Source organism: Streptomyces sp. NPDC059142, assembly GCF_042755665.1.
GTDB lineage: Bacteria > Actinomycetota > Actinomycetes > Streptomycetales > Streptomycetaceae > Streptomyces.
The window spans coordinates 3,237-29,356 of sequence record NZ_JBHZDA010000036.1; the positions used below are offsets into that span (position 1 = coordinate 3,237).

Consider the following 26,120-nt stretch of genomic DNA (forward strand, 5'->3'; position numbering starts at 1 on the left):
CCTCCGCCCCGGGTCCCCCGGGGCGCCGCCGTACGGGGCGCGGGGGTGGGCCTCCACGACTATGCACCCCCCGCCCCCCGGGCGGCCGCCCCCCCCCCCCCCCCCCCCTCGTCCGTGGATCCGGCGGGTCAGTTGCCCTCGCCCAGCTCCCACAGGTGGAGTTCGGCGGAGGAGTTGACCGCCCACTCGACGCCGGAGATCTCGGTCCGGGACGCCACGTACTGCTTGCCCTGCCAGAGCGGCAGGAAGGGGACCTCGTCGGCGACGAGGTTCTGCATCTCACCGAACGTCTTGGTGGCCGCGCTGCGGTCGGCCTGCTTCCGCGACTCCGGGAGGAGTTTGGTGCGGATATTGGCGTTGTCGTACGGGTTGTTCAGGAAGTTGGGCTGGTCGAAGAAGGGACCGACGTAGGTGTCCGGGTCCGGGAAGTCGGGGAACCAGCCCATCCCGTAGACGGTGTACTCGCCCTTCTTCCCGTTCGGCCGGAACTCGGACCACTCGGTGCCCTTGATGTCGACATCGAAGAGCTTGCTGGCGTTGAGCTGGTCCCGGAGGGTCTCGAACTCCTTCTGCGTGGCCGAGCCGTAGTGGTCGGTGGTGTAGTCCAGCGTCAGCTTCACCGGCGTGGTGACGCCCGCCGCCTCCAGGAGCTGCGCCGCCTTGGACACGTCACCGTCGCCGTACTTGTTGAAGAACGGGTTCGTGTGGGTGGCCACGCTCGACGGGACGAGCGAGTACAGCGGCTCGGCCATGGCGCCGTACGCCTTGGTCACGAGCTGACCGCGGTCGATGGTGTACGCCATCGCCTGGCGTACCGCCTTCTCCTTGACGAGCGGGGTCTCGGTGTTGAATACGAGGTAGCGGATCTCCAGCCCGGGCATCTCGGTGAGCTGGATGTCCTCCCGGGGCTTCTCGATCAGTCCCTGGACCTGCTGGGGCGACATGGCGCGGGTCATCATGTCGATGTCCCCCGCGTCGAGCGCCTTGCCCATGTCGTCGGGGGTCTTGAAGGGCCGCAGCTCGACCTTGTCGTTCTGGAGCTTGACGTTGCCCTTGTAGTCCGGGTTCTTGGTGAAGACGGCCTTGACGACCGCGTCGTCCTTGACCTCGGTCTTCAGGGTGTACGGGCCCGATCCGCTGAGCTCGAAGCCGGTCCTGACCTTCTTCGCCGGGTAGTCCTTGGCGCTGAGGATGCCGGCCACCGGGGTGGTGAGCTTGTAGGGGAAGGTCGCGTCGGGCGACTTGAGGTGGAAGACGATCCGCCGGGCGCCGTCGGACTCCATCGTGTCGATGTTGGCCAGCAGCGTGCCGACACCGTTCTCGCCCTTCATGTCCAGGGCGCGCTGGATGGAGAACTTCACGTCGTCGGCGGTGATCGCGTCACCCCCGGGGAACTTGAGCCCCTCGCGCAGCGTGCAGCGGTAGCTCTCGTTCGCACGGTCCGTGAAGCCGCACTCGGACGCCGCGTCAGGTACCGGCTGGCCGCCGCCGCGCGGGACGGAGACCAGCGTCTGGACGACCTGGCGCAGGACGTTCCAGGTACCGGTGTCGTAGGCGAAGGCCGGGTCCAGGGGTGCGGGGCCGTCCTCGTTGGCGATGTACTGGTCCGTGGTGCCCACGACAATGGCCTTCCCGCCGTCGGAGCCACCGTCCGAGCCCCCGCAACCGGCGAGCACGGGCACAAGCAGGCCGAACGCGGCCGACAGCGCCAAAGTCTTGCGGTTCATCCTGGACGTACTCCCTCATCCGGCACTGAGATACAGCGGTGCTGACGAGACTCCGCCGCGTTCCACCCGGTCGGGGCAGTGCGATCGGGCCGGGATACAGGGCGATCGGTCCTGTGTACATGGCGACTTGGTGGCCGTCGGGGACACGTCGTTGATACGGCGAAGTGCTCGCGACGAGATTAGTCGGACGCGCCGGTAATGCCGGACCCGGGCCGAAGGGAATCGCAATCGGACAGTGATCGGAAATAGCGGCGCGTCGATATCGGGGCGGGGACGCCTTTCCTCCGGGCCGCCCCAAAGCGGGACACATGCGCACAGCGGGGCCCACCAGGGACAGCCATGGATCAGCACCACCCGCCCCTGTCGATGAGCAGGAAGGTGATAAAGGTCACTCCCCCACCCTTTTGCGGGGATCATGAATGCGCCACGTGAAGTGACGGAAAATATCCGGGCCAATGCCGAGAGTTCCCGTGGCGCATTTCATCGCGACGCTCAGTGCACGGGTCGGTCTCCGTGCGTCATCAGAGCACGCAGGAATACCAGGTCCACCTCTTCGAGCGAGCCCACGACGGTTCTCCCGTCGGCCGGGGCGATCGGAGCCACGGACGGTACGGCCACCACACGGCACCCGGCGGCCTCCGCGGCGGCCACCCCGGTGGCGGTGTCCTCGATGACCGCGCAGCGCGCCGGCTCCGCGCCCAGACCCCGTGCGGCGAGCAGATACGGGTCGGGGTGCGGCTTCGTACGGGGCACCTCGTCGCCCGCGACGGTGAGGGCGAAGAACTCCGGTCCCAGCGAGGTCAGGACGCGGTCGATGATGCGCCGGTGCGAGGCGGAGACCAGGGCCGTCGGCACCTTGTGCGCGGCCAGTTCGGTGAGCAGCCGGCGCGCGCCCGGCATCAGGGGGACACCGCGTCCGATCAGGTCCTCGAAGGCGTCGTTGAGCCGGACGGTCAGCTCGGCGAGGGTGATGTCGGCGCCGGTGGCCTCGATCAGGAAGCCGGCGCTGCGGCTCATGGGACCGCCGACCACCACGTCGCGCCATGCCTCGTCGAGGACGTGTCCGAGGTCCTTGAAGACCTCGACCTCCGCGTCCCACCAGAAGCCCTCGGTGTCGACCAGGGTGCCGTCCATGTCGAGGAGTACCGCCTGAAGAGCGGAGCCCTCGGCCGTTCGGGTCAAGGACGCGGGGACCGTACTGGTCATCCGGCACACCTCCATGAGGGACGAGAAGGCCGGTCACCTTCCCTGCGGGGCATTCCCGCCGGGACAGGCGACCGGCCTGCGCTGGGCCGACAAGTGTACGACTCGTCCGGAGCGCGCGCCGCCCGGTTTCCCCCGGCCGGGGCGGGGCCGGGGGCCGGGGGTCCCGCGAGGCTCAGCGCGCGTTGAAGTACTTCGCCTCGGGGTGGTGGATCACGATGGCGTCGGTGGACTGCTCGGGGTGGAGCTGGAACTCCTCCGAGAGCTGTACGCCGATCCGCTCGGGCTCCAGCAGCTCCGCGATCTTCGCGCGGTCCTCCAGGTCGGGGCAGGCGCCGTAACCGAGCGAGAAGCGGGCGCCCCGGTACTTCAGGGCGAACATGTCCTCGACCTCGGACGGGTCCTCGCCGGCGAAGCCCAGCTCGGAGCGGACCCGGGCGTGCCAGTACTCGGCGAGCGCCTCGGCGAGCTGGACGGAGAGCCCGTGCAGTTCGAGGTAGTCGCGGTAGGAGTTGGACTCGAACAGCTCCGCGGTCGCCTCGCCGATCTTCGAGCCGACGGTGACGACCTGGAGGCCGACGACGTCCGTCTCGCCGGACTCCTCCGGGCGGAAGAAGTCCGCCAGGCAGAGACGCCGGCCGCGGCGCTGGCGCGGGAAGGTGAAGCGGGTGCGCTCGGAGCCGTCCTCACCGAGCAGGATGAGGTCGTCGCCCTTGGAGACGCAGGGGAAGTAGCCGTAGACGACGGCCGCCTCCAGCAGGTTCCTGGTCTGCAACTGGTCCAGCCAGCCGCGCAGATGGGGCCGGCCCTCGCTCTCGACCAGTTCCTCGTAGCTGGGGCCGCCCTTGCGGGCCTCCTTGAGCCCCCACTGCCCCTTGAAGAGCGCGCCCTCGTCCAGCCAGGAGGCGTACTCCTTGAGCTGGATGCCCTTGACGACGCGGGTGCCCCAGAACGGCGGCGTGGGCACGGGGTTGTCGACGGCGACGTCCGAGCGGGCCGCGCCCTCCACGGGACGCTCCTCCACCACCGTGTTGGTGGTCGCCTTGACGCGGCGCTGCTTCAGCTCCGGGAGCGTGGCGCCGGGGACGCCGCGCTTGACGGCGATCAGCGCGTCCATCAGGCGCAGGCCCTCGAACGCGTCGCGGGCGTAGCGGACCTCGCCCTGGTAGATCTCGTGCAGGTCCTGTTCGACGTAGGCCCGGGTGAGCGCGGCGCCGCCGAGGATGACCGGGTAGTCGGCCGCCATGCTGCGCTGGTTCAGCTCCTCCAGGTTCTCCTTCATGATCACGGTCGACTTCACCAGCAGCCCGGACATGCCGATGACATCGGCCCGGTGCTCCTCGGCGGCGTCCAGGATCGCGGCGACGGGCTGCTTGATGCCCAGGTTGACCACGTTGTAGCCGTTGTTGGAGAGGATGATGTCGACGAGGTTCTTGCCGATGTCGTGGACGTCGCCGCGGACGGTGGCGAGCACGATGGTGCCCTTCCCCTCGGCGTCCGTCTTCTCCATGTGCGGCTCCAGATAGGCCACCGCCGTCTTCATGACCTCGGCGGACTGGAGGACGAACGGCAGCTGCATCTGGCCGGAGCCGAACAGCTCGCCGACGACCTTCATGCCCTCCAGCAGCGTGTCGTTGACGATGTCGAGCGCCGGACGGGTCTGAAGCGCCTCGTCGAGGTCGGTCTCCAGACCGTTCTTCTCGCCGTCGATGATGCGGCGCTGGAGGCGCTCGTCCAGCGGCAGGGCGAGGAGTTCCTCGGCCCGGCCGGCCTTCATCGACGTGGTGTTGACGCCCTCGAACAGCTCCATGAGCCGCTGGAGCGGGTCGTACCCCTCGGAGCGCCGGTCGTGGATCAGGTCGTGGGCGACCTTGACCTGCTCCTCGTCCAGCCGGGCGATGGGCAGGATCTTCGAGGCGTGGACGATCGCGGAGTCCAGACCGGCCTTGACGCACTCGTCCAGGAAGACGGAGTTGAGCACGATACGGGCGGCCGGGTTGAGGCCGAAGGAGATGTTCGACAGCCCGAGGGTCGTCTGGACCTCGGGGTGACGGCTCTTCAGCTCGCGGATGGCCTCAATGGTGGCGATGCCGTCGCCCCGCGACTCCTCCTGCCCGGTGCAGATGGTGAAGGTGAGGCAGTCGATGAGGATGTCCGACTCGTGCACGCCCCAGTTGGTGGTGAGGTCGTTGATCAGGCGTTCGGCGACGGCGACCTTGTGCTCGACGGTACGGGCCTGGCCCTCCTCGTCGATGGTGAGCGCGATCAGCGCGGCGCCGTGCTCGACCGCCAGCTCGGTGACCTTGGCGAAGCGCGACTCGGGGCCGTCGCCGTCCTCGTAGTTGACCGAGTTGATGACGGCGCGCCCGCCGAGCTTCTCCAGACCGGCCCGGAGCACGGGCAGCTCGGTGGAGTCCAGCACGATCGGCAGGGTGGAGGCGGTCGCGAACCGGCCGGCCAGCTCGGACATGTCGGCGACGCCGTCCCGGCCGACGTAGTCGACACAGAGGTCGAGCAGGTGGGCGCCCTCGCGGATCTGGTCGCGGGCCATCTCCACGCAGTCGTCCCAGCGGGCCTCCAGCATGGCCTCACGGAACTTCTTCGACCCGTTGGCGTTGGTGCGCTCGCCGATGGCGAGGTACGAGGCGTCCTGGCGGAAGGGCACGGTCTGGTAGAGCGAGGCGGCGCCCGGCTCGGGGCGCGGCTCGCGGACGGCCGGGGTGAGGCCACGGGCCCGGTCGACGACCTGCCGCAGGTGCTCGGGCGTCGTCCCGCAACAGCCGCCGATCAGGGAGAGCCCGTAGTCGTTGACGAAGGCTTCCTGCGCGTCCGCCAGGCCCTCGGGGCCGAGGGGGAAGTGGGCACCGTCCTTGGTCAGGACGGGCAGGCCGGCGTTGGGCATGCACATCAGCGGCGTACGCGAGTGGCGGGCCAGATAGCGCAGGTGCTCGCTCATCTCGGCCGGGCCGGTGGAGCAGTTCAGCCCGATGAGGTCGATGCCGAGCGGTTCCAGGGCGGTGAGCGCCGCGCCGATCTCCGAGCCGAGGAGCATGACGCCCGTGGTCTCGAAGGCGAGCGAACAGATGAGCGGCACGGTCACGCCCAGGGCGTCCATCGCACGGCGGGCGCCGATGAGGCTCGACTTGGTCTGGAGCAGGTCCTGCGTGGTCTCCACGATCAGGGCGTCCGCGCCGCCCGCGAGCAGGCCCTCGGCGTTCTTCTGGTAGCCGTCGCGCAGGACGCCGTACTCGATGTGGCCCAGCGAGGGCAGCTTGGTGCCGGGGCCCACCGAGCCGAGCACCCAGCGCTGGCGGCCGTCCTCGGCGGTGAACTCGTCGGCGACCTCGCGGGCGATGCGGGCGCCGGACTCGGACAGCTCCACGATGCGGTGGGCGATGTCGTACTCGTTCGCGGCCGAGTGGTTGGCGCCGAACGTGTTGGTCTCCACGCAGTCGACACCGACGGCGAAGTACTCCTGGTGCACGGAGCGGACGATGTCCGGGCGTGTCACGTTGAGGATCTCGTTGCAGCCTTCCAGATCCTGGAAGTCCTCCAGGGTCGGATCCTGCGCCTGGAGCATCGTTCCCATCGCACCGTCGGCGACCACCACACGGGTGGCGAGCGCCTCTCGGAGGGCTTCGGTGCGGGTCCGGCTGTCGGTGGTGGGGGTCGGCGACGAGGCCATGTAAGTACTCCCGGGGCTGCGACGGCTGTCGGCTTCTGCGTGTGCTGATGGCAGGCACACCCGGCCAGCGTAGCCGGGTGCGCCTCGTCACGGTGCGTCGTCCCAGCGGTCGGACGGCATCCTGTCCTCTGCGGTATCCGGTGTGCCGGGTCTTGACAGATCCTCTCTCCGGAGAGAAAAGGTCGGCATCGACCGATAGTGTTCAGCATTGTCGAACGTGAGGGAAGGGGAGGTCTGGAGCCCATGCCGAAGAACATCCAGTCGCTGGAACGGGCGGCGGCGATGCTGAGGCTGCTCGCGGGCGGCGAGCGGCGGCTCGGCCTGTCCGACATCGCCTCCTCCGTGGGGCTGGCCAAGGGGACGGCCCACGGGATACTGCGCACGCTGCAGGCGGAGGGGTTCGTCGAGCAGGACGCCGCGTCGGGCCGCTACCAGCTCGGCGCCGCGCTGCTGCGGCTGGGGAACAGCTATCTGGACGTGCACGAGCTGCGGGCGCGCGCCCTGGTCTGGACGGACGACCTGGCCCGCTCCAGCGGTGAGAGCGTCCATCTCGGGGTGGTGCACCAGCAGGGCGTGCTCATCGTCCACCACGTCTTCCGCCCCGACGACAGCCGGCAGGTCCTGGAGGTGGGGGCGATGCAGCCGATGCACTCCACCGCGCTGGGCAAGGTGATCTCGGCGTACGACCCGGTGGCGCACACCGAGGCCGTCGAGAGCGAGCGCACGGCCTTCACCCCCCGGACGGTCACCGGTTTGGCGGAGTTCGAGGCGGTGCTCGATCTGACCAGGGCGCGCGGCTGGGCCGACGACGTCGAGGAGACCTGGGAGGGCGTGGCGGCGGTGGCGGCGCCCATCCACGACCGGCGCAGGATGCCGGTCGGGGCGATCGCGATCACCGGCGCGGTGGAACGGATCTGCCCCACGGGAGAGGTCAGGTCCGAGCTGGTGACGGCGGTACGCGAGTGCGCGCGGGCGGTTTCCCGGGACATCGGCGCCGGGCGGTTCTGAGCGGGATGCCCGATCATCGCCATAGGAGCGAGGTTTCGGCCACAGCACCCTTGACGGCGCGTTGCCCGAAGGAGAAAACTGCCGTTCATCGGTCGGCATTGTCGAACACTTACCGGTAATACGAGTTAGTGTGTGACAGCGCCACCGGAAGGTAACGCCCTCATCCGACGGCACGAACCACCGGTGCGAACCGGAGGTTCCGCCTCCCCCTGGACGAAGGAGTCTCGGGTGTCCAACTACGACATCTTCATAGGCGAAACCACAGGCACGGCCCTGCTGATCCTGCTCGGTGGCGGTGTGGTCGCCGCAGTCACTCTCAAGCGCTCGAAGGCGCGGGACGCGGGATGGGTCGCGGTCAGCTTCGGCTGGGGCTTCGCCGTCATGGTCGGCGCGTATCTCGCCACACCGATCTCCGGGGCCCACCTCAACCCGGCCGTCACCATCGGCCTCGCGGTCGAGGGCGGCGTCAAGTGGGGCGATGTGCCGCTGTACATCGGCTCCCAGATGCTGGGCGCGATGATCGGCGCCTTCCTCGTCTGGGTGGCCTACCTGGGCCAGTTCAAGGCTCATCTCACCGACCCGGAGATCCTGGCGGCGCAGCCCGCGGTCGAAGGGCTCGTCGACCAGAAGACGGCCCCCAAGGCCGGCCCCACACTCGGCGTCTTCTCCACGGGCCCCGAGGTCCGCAACGTCCTGCAGAACGTACTGACGGAGATCATCGCCACCTTTGTGCTGGTCATCGCGATCCTCACCCAGGGCCTGAACGACTCGGGCAACGGACTCGGCACCCTCGGTGTGCTGATCACCGCCTTCGTCGTGGTCGCCATCGGTCTCTCGCTCGGCGGCCCGACGGGGTACGCCATCAACCCGGCCCGTGACCTCGGTCCCCGTATCGTGCACGCGCTCCTGCCTCTGCCCAACAAGGGCGGCTCGGACTGGAGCTACGCCTGGATACCGGTCGTCGGCCCGCTGATCGGCGCCGTGCTGGCCGGTGGGTATTACAACTTGGCCCTCGCGTAAGCCACCTTTCCCCGAACCGAGCAGGAGCACACCGTGAGCGACACGAACACCACCTCCTCCCACGGCGCAGGACCGTTCATCGCGGCCATCGACCAGGGCACCACCTCCAGCCGCTGCATCGTCTTCGACCGGGACGGCCGGATCGTCTCCGTCGACCAGAAGGAGCACGAGCAGATCTTCCCGAAGCCGGGCTGGGTGGAGCACAACGCCACCGAGATCTGGACCAACGTCCAGGAGGTCGTGGCCCGCGCCGTCGAGAAGGCGGGGATCACCTCCGCCGACGTCAAGGCCATCGGCATCACCAACCAGCGCGAGACCACGCTGCTGTGGGACAAGAACACCGGCGAGCCCGTCCACAACGCCATCGTCTGGCAGGACACCCGTACCGACGCGCTCTGTCGCGAGCTGGGCCGCAACGTCGGCCAGGACCGCTTCCGCCGCGAGACCGGGCTGCCGCTGGCCAGCTACTTCGCCGGGCCGAAGGCGCGCTGGCTGCTGGACAACGTCGAGGGGCTGCGCGAGCGCGCCGAGCGCGGCGACATCCTCTTCGGCACCATGGACTCCTGGGTCATCTGGAATCTGACCGGCGGTACCGACGGCGGGGTGCACGTCACCGACGTCACCAACGCCTCCCGCACGATGCTGATGAACCTGCACACCCTCAAGTGGGACGCCAAGATCCTGGAGTCGATGAAGGTCCCGGCCGCGATCCTGCCGGAGATCCGCTCCTCCGCCGAGGTGTACGGCACCACCAAGGGCGGCGTCCTCGACGGCATCCCGGTCGCCTCCGCGCTCGGTGACCAGCAGGCGGCCCTCTTCGGCCAGACCTGTTTCGCCGAGGGCGAGGCCAAGTCCACGTACGGCACCGGCACCTTCATGCTGATGAACACCGCCGGCAAGCCCGTCAACTCGTACAACGGACTGCTGACCACGGTCGGCTACCGCATCGGGGACGAGCCCGCCGTGTACGCGCTGGAGGGCTCCATCGCCGTCACCGGCTCGCTGGTGCAGTGGATGCGCGACCAGATGGGCCTGATCAAGTCCGCGGCCGAGATCGAGACCCTGGCGTCCTCGGTCGACGACAACGGCGGCGCGTACTTCGTGCCCGCCTTCTCCGGGCTCTTCGCCCCGCACTGGCGGCCCGACGCCCGCGGTGTCATCGCCGGGCTGACCGGCTACGTCACCAAGGCCCACATCGCCCGCGCGGTGCTGGAGGCCACGGCGTGGCAGACCCGCGAGATCAGCGACGCCATGACCAAGGACTCCGGCGTCGAGCTGACCTCGCTCAAGGTCGACGGCGGCATGACCTCCAACAACCTGCTGATGCAGACGCTCTCCGACGTCCTCGACGCACCCGTGGTGCGCCCGATGGTCGCCGAGACCACCTGCCTCGGCGCCGCCTACGCCGCAGGACTGGCCGTGGGCTTCTGGCCGGACACCGACGCTCTGCGCGCCAACTGGCGCCGGGCCGCCGAGTGGACACCCCGGATGGACGCGGCCACCCGTGACCGCGAGTACAAGAGCTGGCTCAAGGCCGTCGAGCGGACCAAGGGCTGGCTCGACGTCGACGACGCAAGCTGACCGCACCACAGCCACCGGCGTACGAGCCGGGACGAGCTGAAGAGGAGTTACTCATGAGCACCCCGCACAGCGTCCCCGCACTGGGGACGCACCCGGCCGGCGGTTCGCTGCCGAGCCGTGCCGAAACCCGGGAACAACTGTCCAACGCGACGTACGACCTCCTGGTGATAGGCGGCGGCATTCTGGGCATCTCCACCGCCTGGCATGCCTCCCAGTCGGGACTGCGGGTGGCCCTGGTGGACGGCGGCGACTTCGCCGGCGCCACCTCGTCCGCCTCCTCCAAGCTCCTCCACGGCGGTCTGCGCTACCTCCAGACCGGCGCGGTGAAGCTCGTCGCGGAGAACCACTTCGAGCGGCGGGCGGTCTCCCGCCAGGTGGCACCGCACCTGGCCAACCCGCTCACCTTCTACCTGCCGGTCTACAAGGGCGGCCCGCACGGCGCGGCCAAGCTCGGCGCGGGCGTCTTCGCCTACTCCGCGCTCTCCGCGTTCGGCGACGGCGTCGGCCATGTGATCAGCCCGGCCAAGGCCCGCCAGGCCGTGCCCGAGCTGCGTACGGACAACCTCAAGGCCGTGGCCGTCTACGGCGACGACCAGATGAACGACGCGCGGATGGCGCTGATGACCGTCCGCGCGGCGGTCGACTCCGGCGCCACCGTCCTCAACCACGCCACGGTCACCGGGCTGCGCTTCACCCAGGGCCGGGTCACCGGCGCCGAGCTGCGCGACCGGATCGACGGTACGGAGTTCGGCGTCGACGCCCGGCTGGTGCTCAACGCGACCGGCCCCTGGGTCGACCACCTGCGGAAGATGGAGAACCCGGACGCGGCGCCCTCCATCCGCCTCTCGAAGGGCGCGCACCTCGTCCTCAAGCGCAGCTCCCCGTGGAAGGCCGCGCTGGCCACCCCCATCGACAAGTACCGCATCACCTTCGCCCTCCCCTGGGAGGACATGCTGCTGCTCGGCACGACCGACGAGGAGTACGAGGGCGAGCCCGGGGATGTCGCGGTCAACGAGAAGGACATCCACCAGATCCTGGACGAGGCGGCCTACTCCGTCCGTGACCAGCAGCTCTCGCGCGACCTGATCACGTACTCCTTCGCTGGTCTGCGGGTGCTGCCCGGCGGCCCCGGGGACACCTCCAAGGCCAAGCGCGAGACGGTCGTGACCGAGGGCCGGGCCGGCATGCTCTCGGTCGCGGGCGGCAAGTGGACGACCTTCCGCCACATCGGCCGTACGGTGATGCACAAGCTGGCGACCCTGCCGGGCCACCCGCTCGGCGAGGGCATGGAGCCGGTCTCGCACCTGCCCAAGAAGCTCCCGCTGCCCGGGATCGCCAGCCCGAACGCGGTCGCGCACCGGCTGCTGATCGACGGCGGCGGTACGGGGCCCTCGATGGCCGTGGACACCGCGCGCCATCTCGCCACCCACTACGGCTCGCTCGCCTTCGACATCGTGCGGCTGGCGAACGAGTACCCGGAGCTGGCCGAGCGGATCCACCCGGACGCGCCGGAGATCTGGGCGCAGGTCGTCTACGCCCGGGACCACGAGTGGGCCCAGACCGTCGACGACGTACTGCGCCGGCGCACCACGCTGACCATCCGCGGCCTGGACACGGACGAGATCCGCGCCCGGGTGGAGGATCTGCTGGGCAAGCGGGCCTGACCGTACGGCCGGCACCGCCACGCATCAGCACATTCGTGCGACGCGTGGGCGGGAGAGGGACGCGTCCTTTCCGGATGCGTCCCTTTTCGTGCGCCCGGCGGGCGTTCCGGGACGCATAATGGGGGCCGATACATCGGATGTCTGGAGGGGTGCCCCATGGCTGTCACCGACGAGGCCATCGAGCGGATCAAGGGGATGATCGTCTCGGGCGCGCTGCGCCCGGGCGACCGGCTGCCCAAGGAGAGTGAACTCGCGGCCGAGCTGGGGCTCTCCCGCAACTCCCTGCGCGAGGCGGTGCGCGCCCTGTCGCTCATCCGGATCCTCGACGTGCGGCAGGGCGACGGTACGTACGTGACCAGCCTGGCCCCGCAGCTCCTGCTGGAGGCGCTGAGCTTCGTGGTGGACTTCCACCGGGACGACACCGTGCTGGAGTTCCTCGCCGTACGCCGGATACTCGAACCGGCCGCCACCGCGATGGCGAGCACCCGGATCACCGAGGAGGAGCTGGACGCGCTCGACGCCCAGCTCGACGCCCTCGGCCCGGAGCCCTCCGTGGAGGAACTGGTCGCCGCCGACCTGGAGTTCCACCACGGCATCGTGCGGCAGTCGGGCAACGCGGTGCTCTGCTCCCTTCTCGACGGGCTCTCCGGGCCCACCACCCGGGCCAGGATCTGGCGCGGGCTGACCCAGGAGGACGCCGTCAGCCGTACGCTCCACGAGCACCGGGCGATCCTCTCCGCCCTGCGCGACCGGGACGCCGAGGCGGCCAGGTCCTGGGCCACGGTCCATATCGCGAGCGTGGAGATGTGGCTCAGGTCGACGCTCTGACGCCGCCCCGGCGGCGGGCGGGCGGTCCGTTCCCGCCGGGGCCTCCCGTTTGGATCGTGCCGGGCGTTCCCGCCGGGGCCTCCCGTTTGGATCGTGCCGGGCTCGCGTGCCCCGGTGCGAAAGCCCCTAGTCCTGCTTCTCGCCGCTCGCGAAGCGGGAGATCACCAGGGCGACGATGATGATGGCGCCGTTCAGGAACTGGTTCCAGAGCGCCGGTACCCCGCCGAGCGTCATCACGTTGACCACGAGTTGCAGGGTGAGCACCCCCGTCAGCGCGCCGAAGAGCGTGCCGCGCCCGCCCCGGAGGCTGATGCCGCCGATGACCGCCGCCGCGAACACCTGGAAGATCCAGCCGTTGCCCTGGGTGGCCGCGACCGAGCCGTAGTGGCCGGTGTAGAGGATGCCGGCGAACGCCGCCAGCAGCCCGCCGATGGCCAGCACGACCCAGGTGACGCGGTCCACCCGGATCCCGGCGGCGCGCGCCGCCTCCGGGTTGCCGCCGATCGCGTACAGCGCCCGCCCGTGACGCAGCCAGGCCAGCGCCGCGCCGCCCAGCGCGAAGAGCGCCAGACAGATCCAGACGGCGGCCGGGGCGCCCAGCCAGTCGGTCTTGCCGAGGTACCGGAAGGACTCCGGCACCTCGGTGATCGACTTGCCCTCGGTGATCCCGATGTGAAGTCCGCGCAACATGGTGAGCATGCCGAGCGTGGCGATGAAGCCGTTGACGCGCAGCTTCAGCATGAGGAAGCCGTTGATCCCGCCGATCGCCACCCCGGCCAGCAGACAGACCGGTACGGCCGCCCAGACGGGCAGCAGGTCGAGCCCGGCGAACCGGCCGCCCTCCGAGGGGAGCACCAGCCACATCGCGAGGACGGGCGCGATCCCGATCGTCGACTCCAGCGACAGGTCCATCCGGCCGCAGATCAGGATCAGCGCCTGGCCGAGCACCAGCAGGCTCAGTTCGGAGGACTGCTGGACGACGCTGATCAGATTGCCGGAGGTGAGGAAGACCGGCGAGACGATGAAGCCGATCACCATCAGCACCAGGATCACCGGGACGAGCGAGAAGTCGCTCCACCGGATCAGCCGGAGCCGGTGGAGCGGGCTCGTCTCCTCGACGGGCGCCACCGCCCCGGTCCGTACGGTCTGCGTCATCCCCGCTCCCCCATGTCGTCCGTACGGTCCGCCGAGTCGTCCGTACGGTCCGCCGAGTCGTCGGTACGGTCCGCCACGTCGTCGGTACGGTCCGCCGCGCCGCCGTCCGTCCCGTGCACGCCTTCCATGGCCGCCACCAGCTCCCGGTCGGTCCAGTCGCTCCCGAACGAGGCCACCACATGCCCGTGGAACACCGCGAGCACCCGGTCGCACACCCGCAGATCGTCCAGCTCGTCGGAGATGATCACGGCGGCGCGGCCCCCGTCGGCCACCCCGCGCACCACGCCGAGCAGCGCGTCCTTGGACTTGACGTCGACTCCGGCGGTGGGCCGTACGGCGATCAGCGCGCCGGGGTCGCGCGCGAGGGCGCGGGCGACGACGACCTTCTGCTGGTTGCCGCCCGACAGACCGGAGACCGGCTGCCCGGGGCCGCGTGTCCTGATGTCCAGTGAGTCGATCATGGACTGGGCGAACTCCCTGGTCCGCGCGGGCAGTACGGTCCCCCACGGGCCGAGCCGGCCGGTCACCGTGAGGGTGGCGTTCTCCGCGACGCTGCGGTCGGGGATCAGCCCCTGACGGTGCCGGTCCTCGGGGATGTACCCGATGCCCGCGTCCAGCGCGGCGGGGACGCTGCCCGGCCGTACCGTACGGCCGCGCACGGCGATCCGGCCGGCGGTCGGTGCCCGCATCCCGGCCAGGGTCTCGCCGAGGGCGGTGGTGCCGCCGGCCGCGGCGCCCGCGACGCCGAGCACCTCACCGGGGTGCACGGCGAGGTCCAGCGGCCCGAACTCCCCGGCGAGGGCGAGTCCGCGGACCTCCAGGACGGGTGGCTCGTCCGCCGGGTCCGGCGCGTCCGGGCGGCGGGCCGGCCGGCCCGCGGCGGTCCGCGCGGCGTCCCCCGTCATCGCGGCCACCAGTTCCGTACGGGCGAGCGAGGCGACCGGGGCGGTCAGCACATGGCGGGCGTCCCGGTAGACGGTGACGGTGGCGCACAGGTCGTACACCTCCTGGAGATGGTGGGAGATGAAGAGGAACGCCACCCCCTGGCCGCTCAGTTCACGGAGTTTGACGAAGAGCCGCTGGATGCCGCGGGCGTCGAGCTGCGCGGTCGGCTCGTCGAGGACGATCAGCCGGGCGCCGAAGGAGAGGGCCCGCGCGATCTCCACGAACTGGCGCTGCTCGACCGGGAGATCCTTGGCGCGGGCGTCCGGGTCGGCCTCGACGCCGTACTCCGCGAGCAGGTCCCCGGCACGGCGGCGCAGCCCGCGCCAGTCGATGAGGCGGCGTCCGCCGGGCCCGGTCCGGGGACCCGGCAGGCCGTAGTGGTTGAGGAAGAGGTTCTCGGTGACGGTCAGATCGGGCACGATCATGGGCCGCTGGTAGACACAGGCGACCCGGGTCCGCCAGGCGGCGGTGTCCCCGGCGGCCGGCGCGGGCGCGCCGCCGAAGCGCACCTCGCCCGCGTCGGCCCTGTGCACCCCGGTCAGGACGCCGACCAGGGTGGACTTGCCCGCGCCGTTGCGGCCGACCAGGGCGTGCGACTCGCCGGGGCCGACCGTGATCCCGACCCCGTCGAGGGCGAGGGTGGGCCCGAAGCGTTTGACGATGCCCTCGGCCCGTACAGCGGGCGGCGGAGCGGCGGGGGCGGCGGGCCCGGCGTCGGGAGGCGCGTTCCGCGGGGCCACGGCTACTCCCCCGCGTCGAGCTGGTTGGCCCACAGCTTCGGGTCGTCCACGTTCTCCTTGGTCACCAGGGGCGCGGGGAGCTGGTCCTCGAAGCCGCCCGGGATCCTGATGACCGTGGAGCCGTGGTCGGTGGGTCCTGCCTCGGGTTTCTCGCCGGCCAGCGCCCGCTTCGCCCAGTACAGCGCGTAGGAGGCGTACAGGTCGGCGGGCTGCGAGACCGTGGCGTCGATCTTCCCGGCCCGGATGGCGTCCAGTTCCTCGGGGATGCCGTCGTTGGAGACGATCGCGATGTGGCCCGGCGCGTCCGGCGCCTTGAGCAGCTTCTTCTGTTCGAGCAGCGCCAGGGTGGGCTGGAGGAAGACCCCGCCCGCCTGGAGGTAGATGCCGCCCAGGTCGGGGTGGGCGGCGAGGGTGGACTGGAGCTTGGCGGAGGCGACGTCGCCCTTCCACTCGGTGGCCAGCTCGAAGACGCGGATACCGGGGTACTCGCGGGTCATGCAGCTCTTGAACGCCTCGGAGCGGTCCCGGCCGTTGATCGAGGCGAGGTCGCCCTGGAACTCGGCGACCTTCCCCTTGCCCTTCAGCCGCTCGCCCAGGAACGTGCAGGCCTTCTCGCCGTACGCGCGGTTGTCGGCCCGTACGACCATGTACACCTCGCCCTGGTCGGGGCGGGTGTCGACGCTGATGACGGGGATCTTCTTCCCGGCGAGCGTCCGCAGGGTCTCGGCGATCGCGCCGGTGTCCTGCGGGGCCATGACGACGGCCTTGGCGCCCTGGTCGGTGAAGACCTGGACGTTGGAGACGAGTTTCCCGATGTCGTTCTGCGAGTTGGTCAGCGGGAGCGCGCGGACGTCACCGGCCTTGACGCCCTTCTCGATGTACTGCTGGTAGGAGTTCCAGAAGTCGCTGTCGCTGCGCGGCAGATCGATGCCGACCGTGCCGCCGCTCCCCTTTCCCGCCTCCTGGTCCCGGTTGCAGCCCGTCAGGGCCGCCACCGCGACGAGTAATAAGGCGCAGGCCGAGGTGGTGGCCGTACGGGGTCTGCGGAGTGGGGAGCGCCCCACGGTGTGTCCCGGCATGGAAGTCCCGTCCTTGTCCCTTCGGTGTGCGTGCGGGATGCGCTGTTCTCAGGGGGCGCTTTCTCGGGGAACGCCTTCTCGGGGGAGCTTTCTCAGAGGAGAGCTTTCTCGGGCGGCGTTCTCAGGAGGCCGCTTCCTCAGGGGGCCGCTTTCTCAGGAGGCCGCTTTCTCAGGGGGCGGGGCGCAGGCGGAGTCCCTGCATTCCGCCGTCGACGGCGAGCGCCGTTCCGGTGACGGCCGCCGCGGCCGGGCCCGCGAGATAGGCGACCGCCGCGGCGACCTCGTCGGCGCCGACCAGCCGTCCGGTGGGCTGGCGCGCTTCGAGGGCGGCGCGTTCGGCCGCGGGGTCCGGCGCCTGGTCGAGCAGCCGGCCGACCCAGGGGGTGTCGGCGGTACCGGGGTTGACGCAGTTGACGCGGATGCCCTCCCGTACGTGGTCGGCGGCCATCGCCAGGGTCAGCGAGAGGATCGCGCCCTTGCTCGCGGAGTACAGGGCGCGCTGGGGCAGCCCCGCCGTGGCGGCGATGGAGCAGGTGTGGGTGATGGAGACGGCGCCGGGCCGGCCGGGGGCCGCGCGGCGCAGATGGGGCAGGGCGTGCCGGGCCGTACGGACCATTCCGAGGACGTTGACGTCCAGGACGCGGGCCCATTCGTCGTCGGCGTTGTCCTCGACGGTGCCGACCGCGCCGATGCCCGCGTTGGAGACGAGGGTGTGCAGGGCGCCGAACTCGGCCGCCGCCGCGTCGACCGCCGCCTTCACCGCCGCGTCGTCGGTGACGTCGGCCGTCAGCGGCAGGGTCCCGGCGGGCGCCCCCGCCGTCTCCCGGTCCAGTACGGCGACCCGGGCGCCGCGCTCCAGGAGCAGGGCCGCGATGGCCGCGCCGATGCCCGAAGCGCCACCGGTGACCAGGGCGCAGAGCCCGTCGAAGTCGCGTGCGGCCGTCATGAGGTGACCTCCTCGGTGGTGCGGCGGGCCTGCCAGACGGGCCCGTCCGGGTAGCGGTGCGCGGCGATCGACTCGGGGAGCATCCGGGCGGAGAAGCCCGGCGCGGCCGGGGCGGCGTACCGTCCTGAGACGATCACCACGGGGTCGGCGAAGTGCTCGTGGAGGTGGTCGACGTACTCGATGACCCGGCCCTCCCGCGTGCCGGAGACGGCGACGTAGTCGAACATCGCGAGGTGCTGCACGAGTTCGCAGAGGCCGACGCCGCCGGCGTGCGGGCAGACGGGGACGCCGTAGTGCGCGGCGAGCAGCAGGATCGCCAGGTTCTCGTTGACCCCGGCGACGCGGGCGGCGTCGATCTGGACGTAGTCGACGGCGTCGGCCTGGAGGAGCTGCTTGAAGACGACCCGGTTGGCGACGTGTTCGCCGGTGGCCACCTTGACCGGCTGGCCCGCCCGTACGGCGGCGTGGCCGAGGATGTCGTCGGGGCTGGTGGGCTCCTCGATCCAGTGCGGGTCGTAGGGGGCGAGGGCGGACAGCCGGTGCAGCGCCTCGGGCACGTCCCAGCGCTGGTTGGCGTCGACGGCGATCCGGACGGCGGGGCCGACGGCCGCGCGGGCCAGCTTCATGCGGCGGACGTCGTCGGCCAGATCGCCGCCGACCTTGAGCTTGATCTGCTCGAACCCGTCGGCGACGGCCTGTTCCGCGAGGGCGACCAGCTTGCTGTCGGAGTAGCCGAGCCAGCCGGGCGAGGTGGTGTACGCGGGGTAGCCCTCGGCGCGGAGCAGGGCGGTCCGCTCGGCGCGACCGGGCTCCGCGGCGCGCAGGATGGCCAGCGCGTCGTCGGGCGTGAGGGCGTCGGTGAGGTAGCGGAAGTCGACGAGCGAGACCAGTTCCTCGGGCGTCATCCCGGCGAGGAACTCCCAGACGGGCAGTCCCGCGCTCTTGGCGGCCAGGTCCCAGGCGGCGTTGACGACGGCGCCCGCGGCCATGTGCATGACGCCCTTCTCGGGGCCGAGCCAGCGCAGTTGGGAGTCGTGGGTCAGCTCGAAGTAGAGAGCCCCGAGATCGGCCGCGGTGAGCGGCGCCGGTCTGCCGGTGAGATAGGGCCGCAGCGCCTCGATGGCGGCGGCGGTGACGTCGTTGCCGCGCCCGATGGTGAAGCAGAAGCCGTGTCCCTCGGCGCCGTCCTGGGTACGCAGCACCACGTAGGCGGCGGAGTAGTCGGGGTCGGGGTTCATGGCATCGGAGCCGTCGAGCTGTTCCGAGGTGGGGAACCGGATGTCGTGTACCTCGAACCCCGTGACGGTCTGGCTCATGCACGCCCCTTTGAGAAGAACATCGGATCTCTTCAGTCATCCGATGTATAGCGTCATTGTGGTCCGCACGTCCAGAGTGCGGCGTCAATTCCTGGCCACAGCTCGGATGAATCGACGGGGGCGTCCAAGAGGTATCCGAGGGAATCCGGATACGCTCCGCACACCGCCCGGTGGCGCGGACGGGACTTTCCGGCCGCGTCCGACAAGATCCAAACGCAGGACCCCAGGTTCACCCGGGCGTGCGCGGAGCGTGCACAGGGCTGCGGGCGGGCATCGGTGAAGTCGTAAGGTTGGTGCGTACAAGTGGCAACTTCGGAAGGAGGCACTGGGTGATCGAGCTCGAGGGGGTTCCCGAGCTGATCGACCCGGTCATGGTGGCCGCGTTCGAGGGCTGGAACGACGCGGGCGACGCCGCCTCCACAGCGGTGGGTCATCTGGACCGGGAGTGGAAGGGCGAGGTCTTCGCGGCGCTCGACGCCGAGGACTACTACGACTTCCAGGTCAACCGGCCCACGGTCTTCCTGGAGGGCGGCCTGCGCAAGATCACCTGGCCGACCACCCGGCTCTCCGTGGTGCGCGTCGGCGGTGAGAAGCCCCGGGACCTGGTACTGGTCCGCGGCATCGAGCCGTCCATGCGCTGGCGCTCGTTCTGCAACGAGCTGCTGGGCTTCGCCCATGAGCTGGGCGTGGAGATGGTGGTCATCCTGGGCGCGCTGCTCGGCGACACCCCGCACACCCGGCCGGTGCCGGTCAGCGGGGTCACTTCGGACGCGGACCTGGCCAGGACGATGGATCTGGAGGAGACGCGGTACGAGGGGCCGACCGGCATCGTCGGCATCCTCCAGGAGGCGTGCACGCACGCGGGCGTGCCGGCGGTGAGCCTGTGGGCCGCCGTACCGCACTACGTGTCGCAGCCGCCCAACCCGAAGGCGACGCTGGCGCTGCTCAACCGGCTGGAGGACCTGATCGGTCTGCGGATCCCGCTGGGCGAACTCTCCGAGGACGCCAGGGCCTGGCAGCTCGGGGTGGACCAACTGGCCGCCGAGGACAGCGAGGTGGCGGAGTACGTCCAGTCGCTGGAGGAGGCGCGGGACACCGCGGAGCTTCCGGAGGCGTCCGGCGAGGCGATCGCCCGGGAGTTCGAGCGGTATCTGCGGCGCCGGGACGGCGGTCCCGGGGCGGCGCCGGGCGGCCACGCCACGGAGAGCGGTGACGGTCCCTCATACCTGCGGGACGCGTCCGGCGGCCGTGCCCGTCCGCAGCGGCCACCGCGCGGCGGGGCCGGCGGCGCCACGGACAAGGAGAAGGAGAAGGGCCCGGGTCCCTCCGGCACTTCGGACACCTCGGATCCTTCCGCGAAGGACCAGGACCAGGAGCGGGACAAGGGCGACGACGACGGTTCGTCCGAGGACTGACCGCCGTCGGCCGACGGAAGAAGAAGGAGGGCGGCGCCGGTCGGCGCCGCCCTCCTTCTTCATACCGTGTGCGTGCTTCGTACCGTGTGCGTACGGTCCGTCAGAGAGCGACGCCCAGCAGGGCGTCGACCGTACGGGAGACCACGCCGGGCGCGCCCTCGTCCGTCCCGCCCGTGGCGGCCTGGAGCGCCGCCCAGCGGTCGACGGCCGCCAGCGCGGTGGGGGCGTCCAGATCGTCCGACAGTGCCTCGCGGACCTCTTCGACCAGCGCCCCGGCCGACGGTCCGTCGGGCCGCGACACCGCGGCCCGCCAGCGCGCCAGCCGGTCGACGGCGTCCTGGAGGACCTGGTCCGTCCACTCCCAGTCGGAGCGGTAGTGGTGCGCGAGCAGGGCGAGCCGGATCGCCGCCGGGTCCACGCCGTCGCGGCGCAGCGCCGAGACGAAGACGAGATTGCCCTTGGACTTGGACATCTTCTCGCCGTCCAGGGCGACCATGCCCGCGTGCACATAGGCCCGCGCGAACGGGTGTTCGCCGGTGAGGGCCTGCGCGTGCGAGGCGCCCATCTCGTGGTGCGGGAAGGCGAGGTCGCTGCCGCCGCCCTGGACGTCGAAGCCCATGCCGAGGTGGTCGAGGGCGATGGCCACGCACTCGATGTGCCAGCCGGGCCGGCCGCGGCCCAGCGAGCCGCCGTCCCAGCTCGGCTCGCCGGGGCGGGCCGCCAGCCAGAGGATCGGGTCGAGGGGGTTCTTCTTGCCCGGCCGGTCCGGGTCGCCGCCGCGCTCGGCCGACAGCAGCCGCATCGCCTCGGCGTCCAGCCGGGAGACCTCGCCGAAGTGCGGATCGGCCGCCACGGAGAAGTAGGTGTCGCCTTCGAGTTCGTACGCGGCGCCGGCGTCGCGCAGCCGTTCCACCAGCGGCACGATGCCCGGTATCGCCTCGACGGCGCCGATGTAGTGCTGGGGCGGCAGCATCCGCAGGGCGGTCATGTCCTCGCGGAAGAGGGCCGTCTCGCGCTCCGCGAGCCCGACCCAGTCCTCCCCGTCGCGCTGCGCCCGCTCCAGCAGCGGGTCGTCGACATCGGTCACGTTCTGGACGTAGTGGACCTGCCGCTTCGTGTCGAGCCACACGCGCTGCACGAGGTCGAACGCGTTGTAGGTCGCCGCGTGACCCATGTGGGTCGCGTCGTACGGCGTGATGCCGCAGACGTAGATACGGGCGACGGGACCGGGCTCAAGGGTGACTCGGCCATCGGTCGACGTGTCATGAATCCTGAGGTCGCGGCCCTTGCCAGGCAGGGCGGGGACCTCGGAAGCGGGCCAGGCATGCATGTCATGAGCGTAACCGGACGGAACTTCCGGATACGAACCGGATACCCGCCATTGGCCGGTTGGGCGCTCTTGCGCGATCCGTCCCCGCGTGCTTCACGGGGACGGTCAGGGACGGCCTCGGAGGGGCCGTCCCCGGTGTCACACCGGCGGCCAGGGGATCGCGGGCCACTGCCCCGACGGTTCGGGGTGACGGCCTGTGTGGCGCAGCTCACGGATTCTGGCCCGTACGGCGTCGGTCTCGGCCGGGGTGATGAGTTCGGCCAGCCGGGTGGCGAGGGGGCCGCCGTCCGCGAGGGCGTCCGCCAGCCGGGCGAGCACCTCCAGCGCCTCGCCGGTCAGGGGCTCACCGGCCCAGCCCCAGAGGAGGGTACGGAGCTTGTCGTCCACGTTGAAGGTGACGCCGTGGTCGATGGCGTAGAGCCGGCCGCCGGGCGCGGGCAGCAGATGGCCCCCCTTGCGGTCACCGTTGTTGATCACCGCATCCAGGACGGCGAGGCGCCGCAGCCGCGGGTCGTCGGCGTGCACCAGCAGTGCGGTCCGGCCCTCGCCCACCTCGGCGGAGCCGACGGCCTTCCACCCCTCGCCGGGTTCGTCGTCCTCGACGAGGGCCAGCAGCGGGGCCACGGGCCCCACTCCGTCCGTCGTACCGTCGTCCGCGTGGCCGTCCGCCGTGGCGCCCTCCGCGTGGCCGCCCGCCGTGGCACCGACCGCGGCGTCGGTCCCGGGCTCGCCCTCGGGCTGGTCCTCGACTTCGATCCAGAGCTGGCACATGCCCTCGCCGTACGGTCCCTCGCGCAGGACCGTCGGCGGGACGAGCCCCCAGCCGGTCGCCTCGGAGACCTCGTACGCCGCCACCTCGCGCTGCGCGAGGGTCCCGTCGGGGAAGTCCCACAGGGGCCGCTCGCCCGCGACGGGCTTGTAGACGCAGTGGGCCGTCCGCCCCCGGTAGGAGACGGAGCAGTAGAGCACGGCGTTGGACGCCTCGCGGATCCGGCCGCGTACCGTCAGCTCACCGTGGGCGATCAGCTCCCGGTCGGACGGGCCCGGTCCGTCCCGGCCGTCACCGGCGGGTCCCGGGGCGGCGGGACCGGCCGCGGGCGCGGTCACGCGTCCCGCCGGTATCCGTTCTGGCGCGGGCATACGTGTCCTTCCGGGTCGAGCGGCAGGCTGCACAGCGGGCAGGGCGGGCGGCCCGCGTTGACCACGTCCAGGGCGCGCTTGGCGAAGGCCCTGGCCTGGGCGCCGGAGAGCCGGACGCGGAGCATCGGCGGGCCGTTCTCCTCGTCCTGGAGCAGCCGCTCCTCGGCCTCGGCCAGGTCCTCGTCGGTGTCGGCGTCCAGCTCGACGAGGGCCTGCGCCTCGACGATCATGCGCTGTTCGTCACCGTCCCACGCCAGCGCCATCGTGCCGACCCGGAACTCCTCCTCGACCGGGGCGTCGAGCGGGGCGGAGTCGGTGATCTCCGAGGGCGCCATGGCCGGTACGGGGGCGTTGCCGCCGGTACGCCGGACCACCTCGTCCAGCAGTTCGTCGATCCGCTCGGCGAGCGCGGCGACCTGCGTCTTCTCCAGGGCGACGCTGGTCACACGCCCTGAGGCGGACGCCTGGAGGAAGAACGTACGGCGTCCAGGCAGGCCGACCGTACCGGCCACGAAACGGTCCGGTGGATCGTAGAGGAACACCTGACGGGACACGTTCTGTCTCCCTCGGAAATCGTCGGAAAGGGCACTGGGAAAAGAGCATCGGGCGGACCCGGGGCCCGGGAGGGCCGCCCGGATCGCGCGGACGGCCCGTCCACCCTACTGCGCGGAGCGATCACGGTGCTCCCGCGCCGCCCCCCACCACGCCGTCGCCGCCGCCCGCGCTCACGCGCGGCGCCAGTCCCGCGAGATCGCCGGTGTCCCCGAGGCGCAGCACAAACGGGCGCAACCGGGTGTAACGGACGGCGGTCAAGGAGCACGGATCGACATGGATCCGCTGAAAAAGGTCGAGATGCATCCCGAGGGCGTCCGCGACGATCGCCTTGATGATGTCGCCGTGGGAGCACATCAGAAAGACGGCGTCCTCCCCGTGCTCCTCGTCGATCCGCGCGTTCCACTCCCGGACCGCCTCGACGGCGCGGGCCCGCATCGCGGCCATCGACTCGCCGCCGGGGAAGACGGCGGCGGAGGGGTGCTGCTGCACGACCTGCATCAGGGGCTCGTCGGCCAGTTCGGCCAGCTTGCGTCCGGACCAGTCGCCGTAGTGGCACTCACCGATCCGGTCGTCGGTCCGTATCCCGAGCTCCGGGCGGGCGTCCAGCAGCGGCTGGAGGGTCTCCCGGCACCGTTGCAGCGGGCTGCTGACGACGGCGGCGAGCGGGATGTCCCCGAGCCGTCCGGGCAGCGCGGCGGCCTGTGCGGCGCCCCGCTCGTCCAGGGCGATGCCGGGTGTCCAGCCGGCGAGCAGCCCCGCGGTGTTGGCGGTGGACCGTCCATGACGTACGAGGATCAACGTGGCCATGCCGCAAGGGTAGGCGGTCGGTACGACAGCGCACCGGTCCACCGGACCCGCTCACCCGTGGCACCGGGGGGATGCGGCCGTCGCCGGAAAGGGGAAGAATGCCCGCCGTGATCGTGGACTGCGCCATCTACCGCGGCGGACGCCGTACCGACGGGCCCGCCGACTTCTCCGACGCCCTCGCCGAGGCGCGCTCCGAGGGGGACGCGTTCCTCTGGCTCGGGCTGCACGAGGCCACGGAGAAGGAGTTCGCCATGGTGAGCAGCGAGTTCGGGCTGCACCCCCTGGCGGTGGAGGACGCCCTCCACGCGCATCAGCGCCCCAAGCTGGAGGTCTACGACGACTCGCTCTTCGTGGTGCTCAAGCCGGTGGTGTACGAGCCGGAGGGCGACACCGTCACCACCGGCGAGCTGATGGTCTTCATAGGCGACTCCTTCGTGGTGACCGTCCGGCACGGCGAGGGCGCCCCGCTGGCGGCCGTCCGCACCCGGCTCGAAGCCGAGCCCGATGTCCTCAAGCACGGTCCCACCGCCGTGCTGTACGCGGTGAGCGACGCGATCGTCGACCACTACGTGGAGGTCGCCGACGAACTCCAGCTCGACCTGGAGGAGCTGGAGGCGGAGGTATTCGCCCCGGACTCGGCCTCGTCGACACCGACCGCCGCGCGGATCTACAACTTCAAGCGGCAGGTGCTGGAGTTCCGCCGGGCCACCGGTCCGCTGGCGGCCCCCGTGGCCCGGCTGGCGGGCGCGGGCGTGCCGTTCGTGCACGAGCACGCGCAGCCCTTCTTCCGGGACGTCAACGACCATCTGCTGCATGTGAACGAGCAGGTCGAGGGGTTGGACCGGCTGCTCACCGACATCCTGTCCGCGCATCTGGCGCAGATGGGCGTACGGCAGAACGACGACATGCGGAAGATCTCGGCGTGGGCGGCCATGGCCGCCGTACCGACGATGATCGCGGGCATCTACGGCATGAACTTCAAGCACATGCCGGAGCTGAAGTACGTGTGGGCGTACCCGGCGGTGATCGCCCTCATGGCGGTGGCGGTCGTCGGGCTGCACCGGCAGTTCAAGCGGCGCGGCTGGCTCTGACCGTACGCGGCGCGCCCGCGCCCCCGGCCGTCCCGGGGGCTTCCAGCGGTCCCGGGGCCGCTCAGAAGGCCGGTGCGGGCGTCGCGGGGCCGCCCAGCGGGTCGCGGCGCTCGGGCATCGTGAGCCCGGTCATCCGGCGCCAGCCGACGAGGCGTTCGTACCCGTACAGGGCGTGGATGCCGACGGCGAGCAGGCGGGCCTTGGGCGCCGGCCAGCCGAGCAGCCGGCCCATCCGGTCCATCACCGCGAGGCTCACCTCGCGGTAGACCTCGATCTCGGCCAGGGCGCACTGGCGCAGGGCCCGCTGGATGGCGCGTCCGTGGCCATGCCGGGCCAGCCGGAGCAGTTCCTCGTGGCAGTAGGCGAGATGGTTGTCCTCGTCGGCGCGGATGATCCTGACGGCCTTGCCGACCTCGGGGTGGTCGCCGAAGAATCCGACCAGCATCTCCATCTGGTCGGCGGCCCGCTGCTCGGTGATCCGGCTGTGCACGAGGTACACGAGGATGTCCCTCTCCGTCAGCGTCTCGTCCCGGCGCAGCTTCGTATGGGTGAGTCCGATGCCGCGCCGCTCCAGCAGCATGGTGTAGTCGGCCTCGGGCGGGACCTCGCACGGTTCGAGTCCGCGCTTCTTCAGGAGGGCGTGGAAGATCCGGCCGTGCTTGTCCTCGTCGGCGCCGTGCCGGGTGATCTTCGGGGCGAGGTAGCGCAGGGACTCGGGCACCAGGGCGGCGATGCGGCCGTTCTCCCAGCCGCCCTGCGCCTCGCCGCTGGCAGCGATGGAACAGAACAGCCGGAAGGAACGATCGTCGTCCAGGATCTCCTGGAACAGGCTTCGGGCCGAGAGCATCACTGCCACCTCCTTGCAGACGTCCGCCCAAACGAGTC

General features: G+C 71.0%; 20 protein-coding genes. 7 read left to right on the plus strand and 13 right to left on the minus strand.

The genetic code is table 11. From position 1 onward, the window contains the following. Nucleotides 1-128: 128 nt before the first annotated feature. The 3 genes from ACFXPK_RS15740 to metH form a co-directional block, all read right to left on the minus strand. Nucleotides 129-1,727 carry an ABC transporter substrate-binding protein gene (locus ACFXPK_RS15740; protein ID WP_384995340.1) on the minus strand — a complete coding sequence of 533 codons (1,599 nt, stop codon included), beginning with the start codon at nt 1,725-1,727 and terminating at the stop codon, nt 129-131. Between the two features lie 492 nt (nt 1,728-2,219). Beyond that, complete coding sequence (locus ACFXPK_RS15745; RefSeq protein WP_384995338.1) at nt 2,220-2,933, minus strand: HAD family hydrolase; 714 nt, start codon at nt 2,931-2,933, stop codon at nt 2,220-2,222. A gap of 172 nt (nt 2,934-3,105) precedes the next feature. Beyond that, entirely contained in the window at nt 3,106-6,615 is a 3,510-nt protein-coding gene (gene metH, locus ACFXPK_RS15750) for a methionine synthase (RefSeq protein ID WP_384995335.1), read from the minus strand. A gap of 243 nt (nt 6,616-6,858) precedes the next feature. On the opposite strand from metH, the gene ACFXPK_RS15755 reads away from it, so the two are divergent. The 5 genes from ACFXPK_RS15755 to ACFXPK_RS15775 all read left to right on the plus strand — a co-directional run bounded on the left by ACFXPK_RS15755 (nt 6,859) and on the right by ACFXPK_RS15775 (nt 12,716). Next, nucleotides 6,859-7,623, plus strand: a complete 765-nt coding sequence (locus ACFXPK_RS15755; RefSeq protein ID WP_385075623.1) for an IclR family transcriptional regulator — start codon at nt 6,859-6,861, stop codon at nt 7,621-7,623. A gap of 228 nt (nt 7,624-7,851) precedes the next feature. Further along, nucleotides 7,852-8,643: an MIP/aquaporin family protein gene (locus ACFXPK_RS15760; protein WP_385075626.1), complete on the plus strand. Its 792-nt coding sequence runs from the start codon at nt 7,852-7,854 to the stop codon at nt 8,641-8,643. Nucleotides 8,644-8,676: 33 nt separating this feature from the next. Then, nucleotides 8,677-10,224 (plus strand): glycerol kinase GlpK, encoded by a 1,548-nt coding sequence (gene glpK, locus ACFXPK_RS15765; protein WP_384995327.1) that lies wholly within the window; start codon nt 8,677-8,679, stop codon nt 10,222-10,224. A gap of 53 nt (nt 10,225-10,277) precedes the next feature. Beyond that, the gene (locus tag ACFXPK_RS15770) at nt 10,278-11,888 is read left to right on the plus strand and encodes an FAD-dependent oxidoreductase (RefSeq protein ID WP_384995324.1); all 1,611 of its coding nucleotides are present in this window, start codon (nt 10,278-10,280) and stop codon (nt 11,886-11,888) included. A 156-nt stretch (nt 11,889-12,044) separates the two neighbouring features. After that, nucleotides 12,045-12,716 (plus strand): FadR/GntR family transcriptional regulator, encoded by a 672-nt coding sequence (locus ACFXPK_RS15775; RefSeq protein WP_384995321.1) that lies wholly within the window; start codon nt 12,045-12,047, stop codon nt 12,714-12,716. A 126-nt stretch (nt 12,717-12,842) separates the two neighbouring features. Here ACFXPK_RS15775 and ACFXPK_RS15780 read toward each other — a convergent pair whose 3' ends face one another. From ACFXPK_RS15780 to ACFXPK_RS15800, 5 genes are all read right to left on the minus strand, one after another. Beyond that, on the minus strand, nt 12,843-13,871 hold the full coding sequence (locus tag ACFXPK_RS15780; RefSeq protein WP_384995319.1) for an ABC transporter permease: 1,029 nt from the start codon (nt 13,869-13,871) through the stop codon (nt 12,843-12,845). Beyond that, on the minus strand, nt 13,868-15,556 hold the full coding sequence (locus ACFXPK_RS15785; protein ID WP_385075631.1) for a sugar ABC transporter ATP-binding protein: 1,689 nt from the start codon (nt 15,554-15,556) through the stop codon (nt 13,868-13,870). Before ACFXPK_RS15785 ends, ACFXPK_RS15780 begins: the two co-directional genes overlap by 4 nt. 2 nt (nt 15,557-15,558) lie before the next feature. Continuing rightward, a complete protein-coding gene (locus ACFXPK_RS15790; protein ID WP_384995315.1) occupies nt 15,559-16,635 on the minus strand; it encodes a sugar ABC transporter substrate-binding protein in 1,077 nt (358 codons plus the stop codon). Between the two features lie 169 nt (nt 16,636-16,804). Next, nucleotides 16,805-17,581, minus strand: a complete 777-nt coding sequence (locus ACFXPK_RS15795) for an SDR family NAD(P)-dependent oxidoreductase (protein WP_385075634.1) — start codon at nt 17,579-17,581, stop codon at nt 16,805-16,807. After that, on the minus strand, nt 17,578-18,897 hold the full coding sequence (locus tag ACFXPK_RS15800) for an enolase C-terminal domain-like protein (RefSeq protein ID WP_384995309.1): 1,320 nt from the start codon (nt 18,895-18,897) through the stop codon (nt 17,578-17,580). Before ACFXPK_RS15800 ends, ACFXPK_RS15795 begins: the two co-directional genes overlap by 4 nt. 329 nt (nt 18,898-19,226) lie before the next feature. On the opposite strand from ACFXPK_RS15800, the gene ACFXPK_RS15805 reads away from it, so the two are divergent. After that, complete coding sequence (locus ACFXPK_RS15805; RefSeq protein ID WP_384995306.1) at nt 19,227-20,312, plus strand: PAC2 family protein; 1,086 nt, start codon at nt 19,227-19,229, stop codon at nt 20,310-20,312. 100 nt (nt 20,313-20,412) lie between these two features. Here the strand turns inward: ACFXPK_RS15805 and mshC are convergent, their stop codons facing one another. The 4 genes from mshC to ACFXPK_RS15825 all read right to left on the minus strand — a co-directional run bounded on the left by mshC (nt 20,413) and on the right by ACFXPK_RS15825 (nt 24,144). After that, the gene (mshC, locus tag ACFXPK_RS15810) at nt 20,413-21,642 is read right to left on the minus strand and encodes a cysteine--1-D-myo-inosityl 2-amino-2-deoxy-alpha-D-glucopyranoside ligase (RefSeq protein WP_384995303.1); all 1,230 of its coding nucleotides are present in this window, start codon (nt 21,640-21,642) and stop codon (nt 20,413-20,415) included. 138 nt (nt 21,643-21,780) lie between these two features. Continuing rightward, entirely contained in the window at nt 21,781-22,782 is a 1,002-nt protein-coding gene (locus ACFXPK_RS15815) for an SCO1664 family protein (protein ID WP_385075639.1), read from the minus strand. Continuing rightward, nucleotides 22,746-23,336 carry a DUF3090 domain-containing protein gene (locus ACFXPK_RS15820; protein WP_384995298.1) on the minus strand — a complete coding sequence of 197 codons (591 nt, stop codon included), beginning with the start codon at nt 23,334-23,336 and terminating at the stop codon, nt 22,746-22,748. The genes ACFXPK_RS15815 and ACFXPK_RS15820 overlap by 37 nt, the downstream gene beginning before the upstream one ends. A gap of 121 nt (nt 23,337-23,457) precedes the next feature. Next, nucleotides 23,458-24,144: a histidine phosphatase family protein gene (locus tag ACFXPK_RS15825; protein ID WP_385075642.1), complete on the minus strand. Its 687-nt coding sequence runs from the start codon at nt 24,142-24,144 to the stop codon at nt 23,458-23,460. A gap of 98 nt (nt 24,145-24,242) precedes the next feature. Here ACFXPK_RS15825 and corA point away from each other — a divergent pair, with 98 nt between their 5' ends. Continuing rightward, nucleotides 24,243-25,235 carry a magnesium/cobalt transporter CorA gene (gene corA, locus ACFXPK_RS15830; protein ID WP_384995293.1) on the plus strand — a complete coding sequence of 331 codons (993 nt, stop codon included), beginning with the start codon at nt 24,243-24,245 and terminating at the stop codon, nt 25,233-25,235. A 61-nt stretch (nt 25,236-25,296) separates the two neighbouring features. On the opposite strand, the gene ACFXPK_RS15835 is transcribed toward corA, so the two are convergent. Next, the gene (locus tag ACFXPK_RS15835; RefSeq protein ID WP_385075645.1) at nt 25,297-26,082 is read right to left on the minus strand and encodes a ferritin-like domain-containing protein; all 786 of its coding nucleotides are present in this window, start codon (nt 26,080-26,082) and stop codon (nt 25,297-25,299) included. Nucleotides 26,083-26,120: the final 38 nt, after the last annotated feature.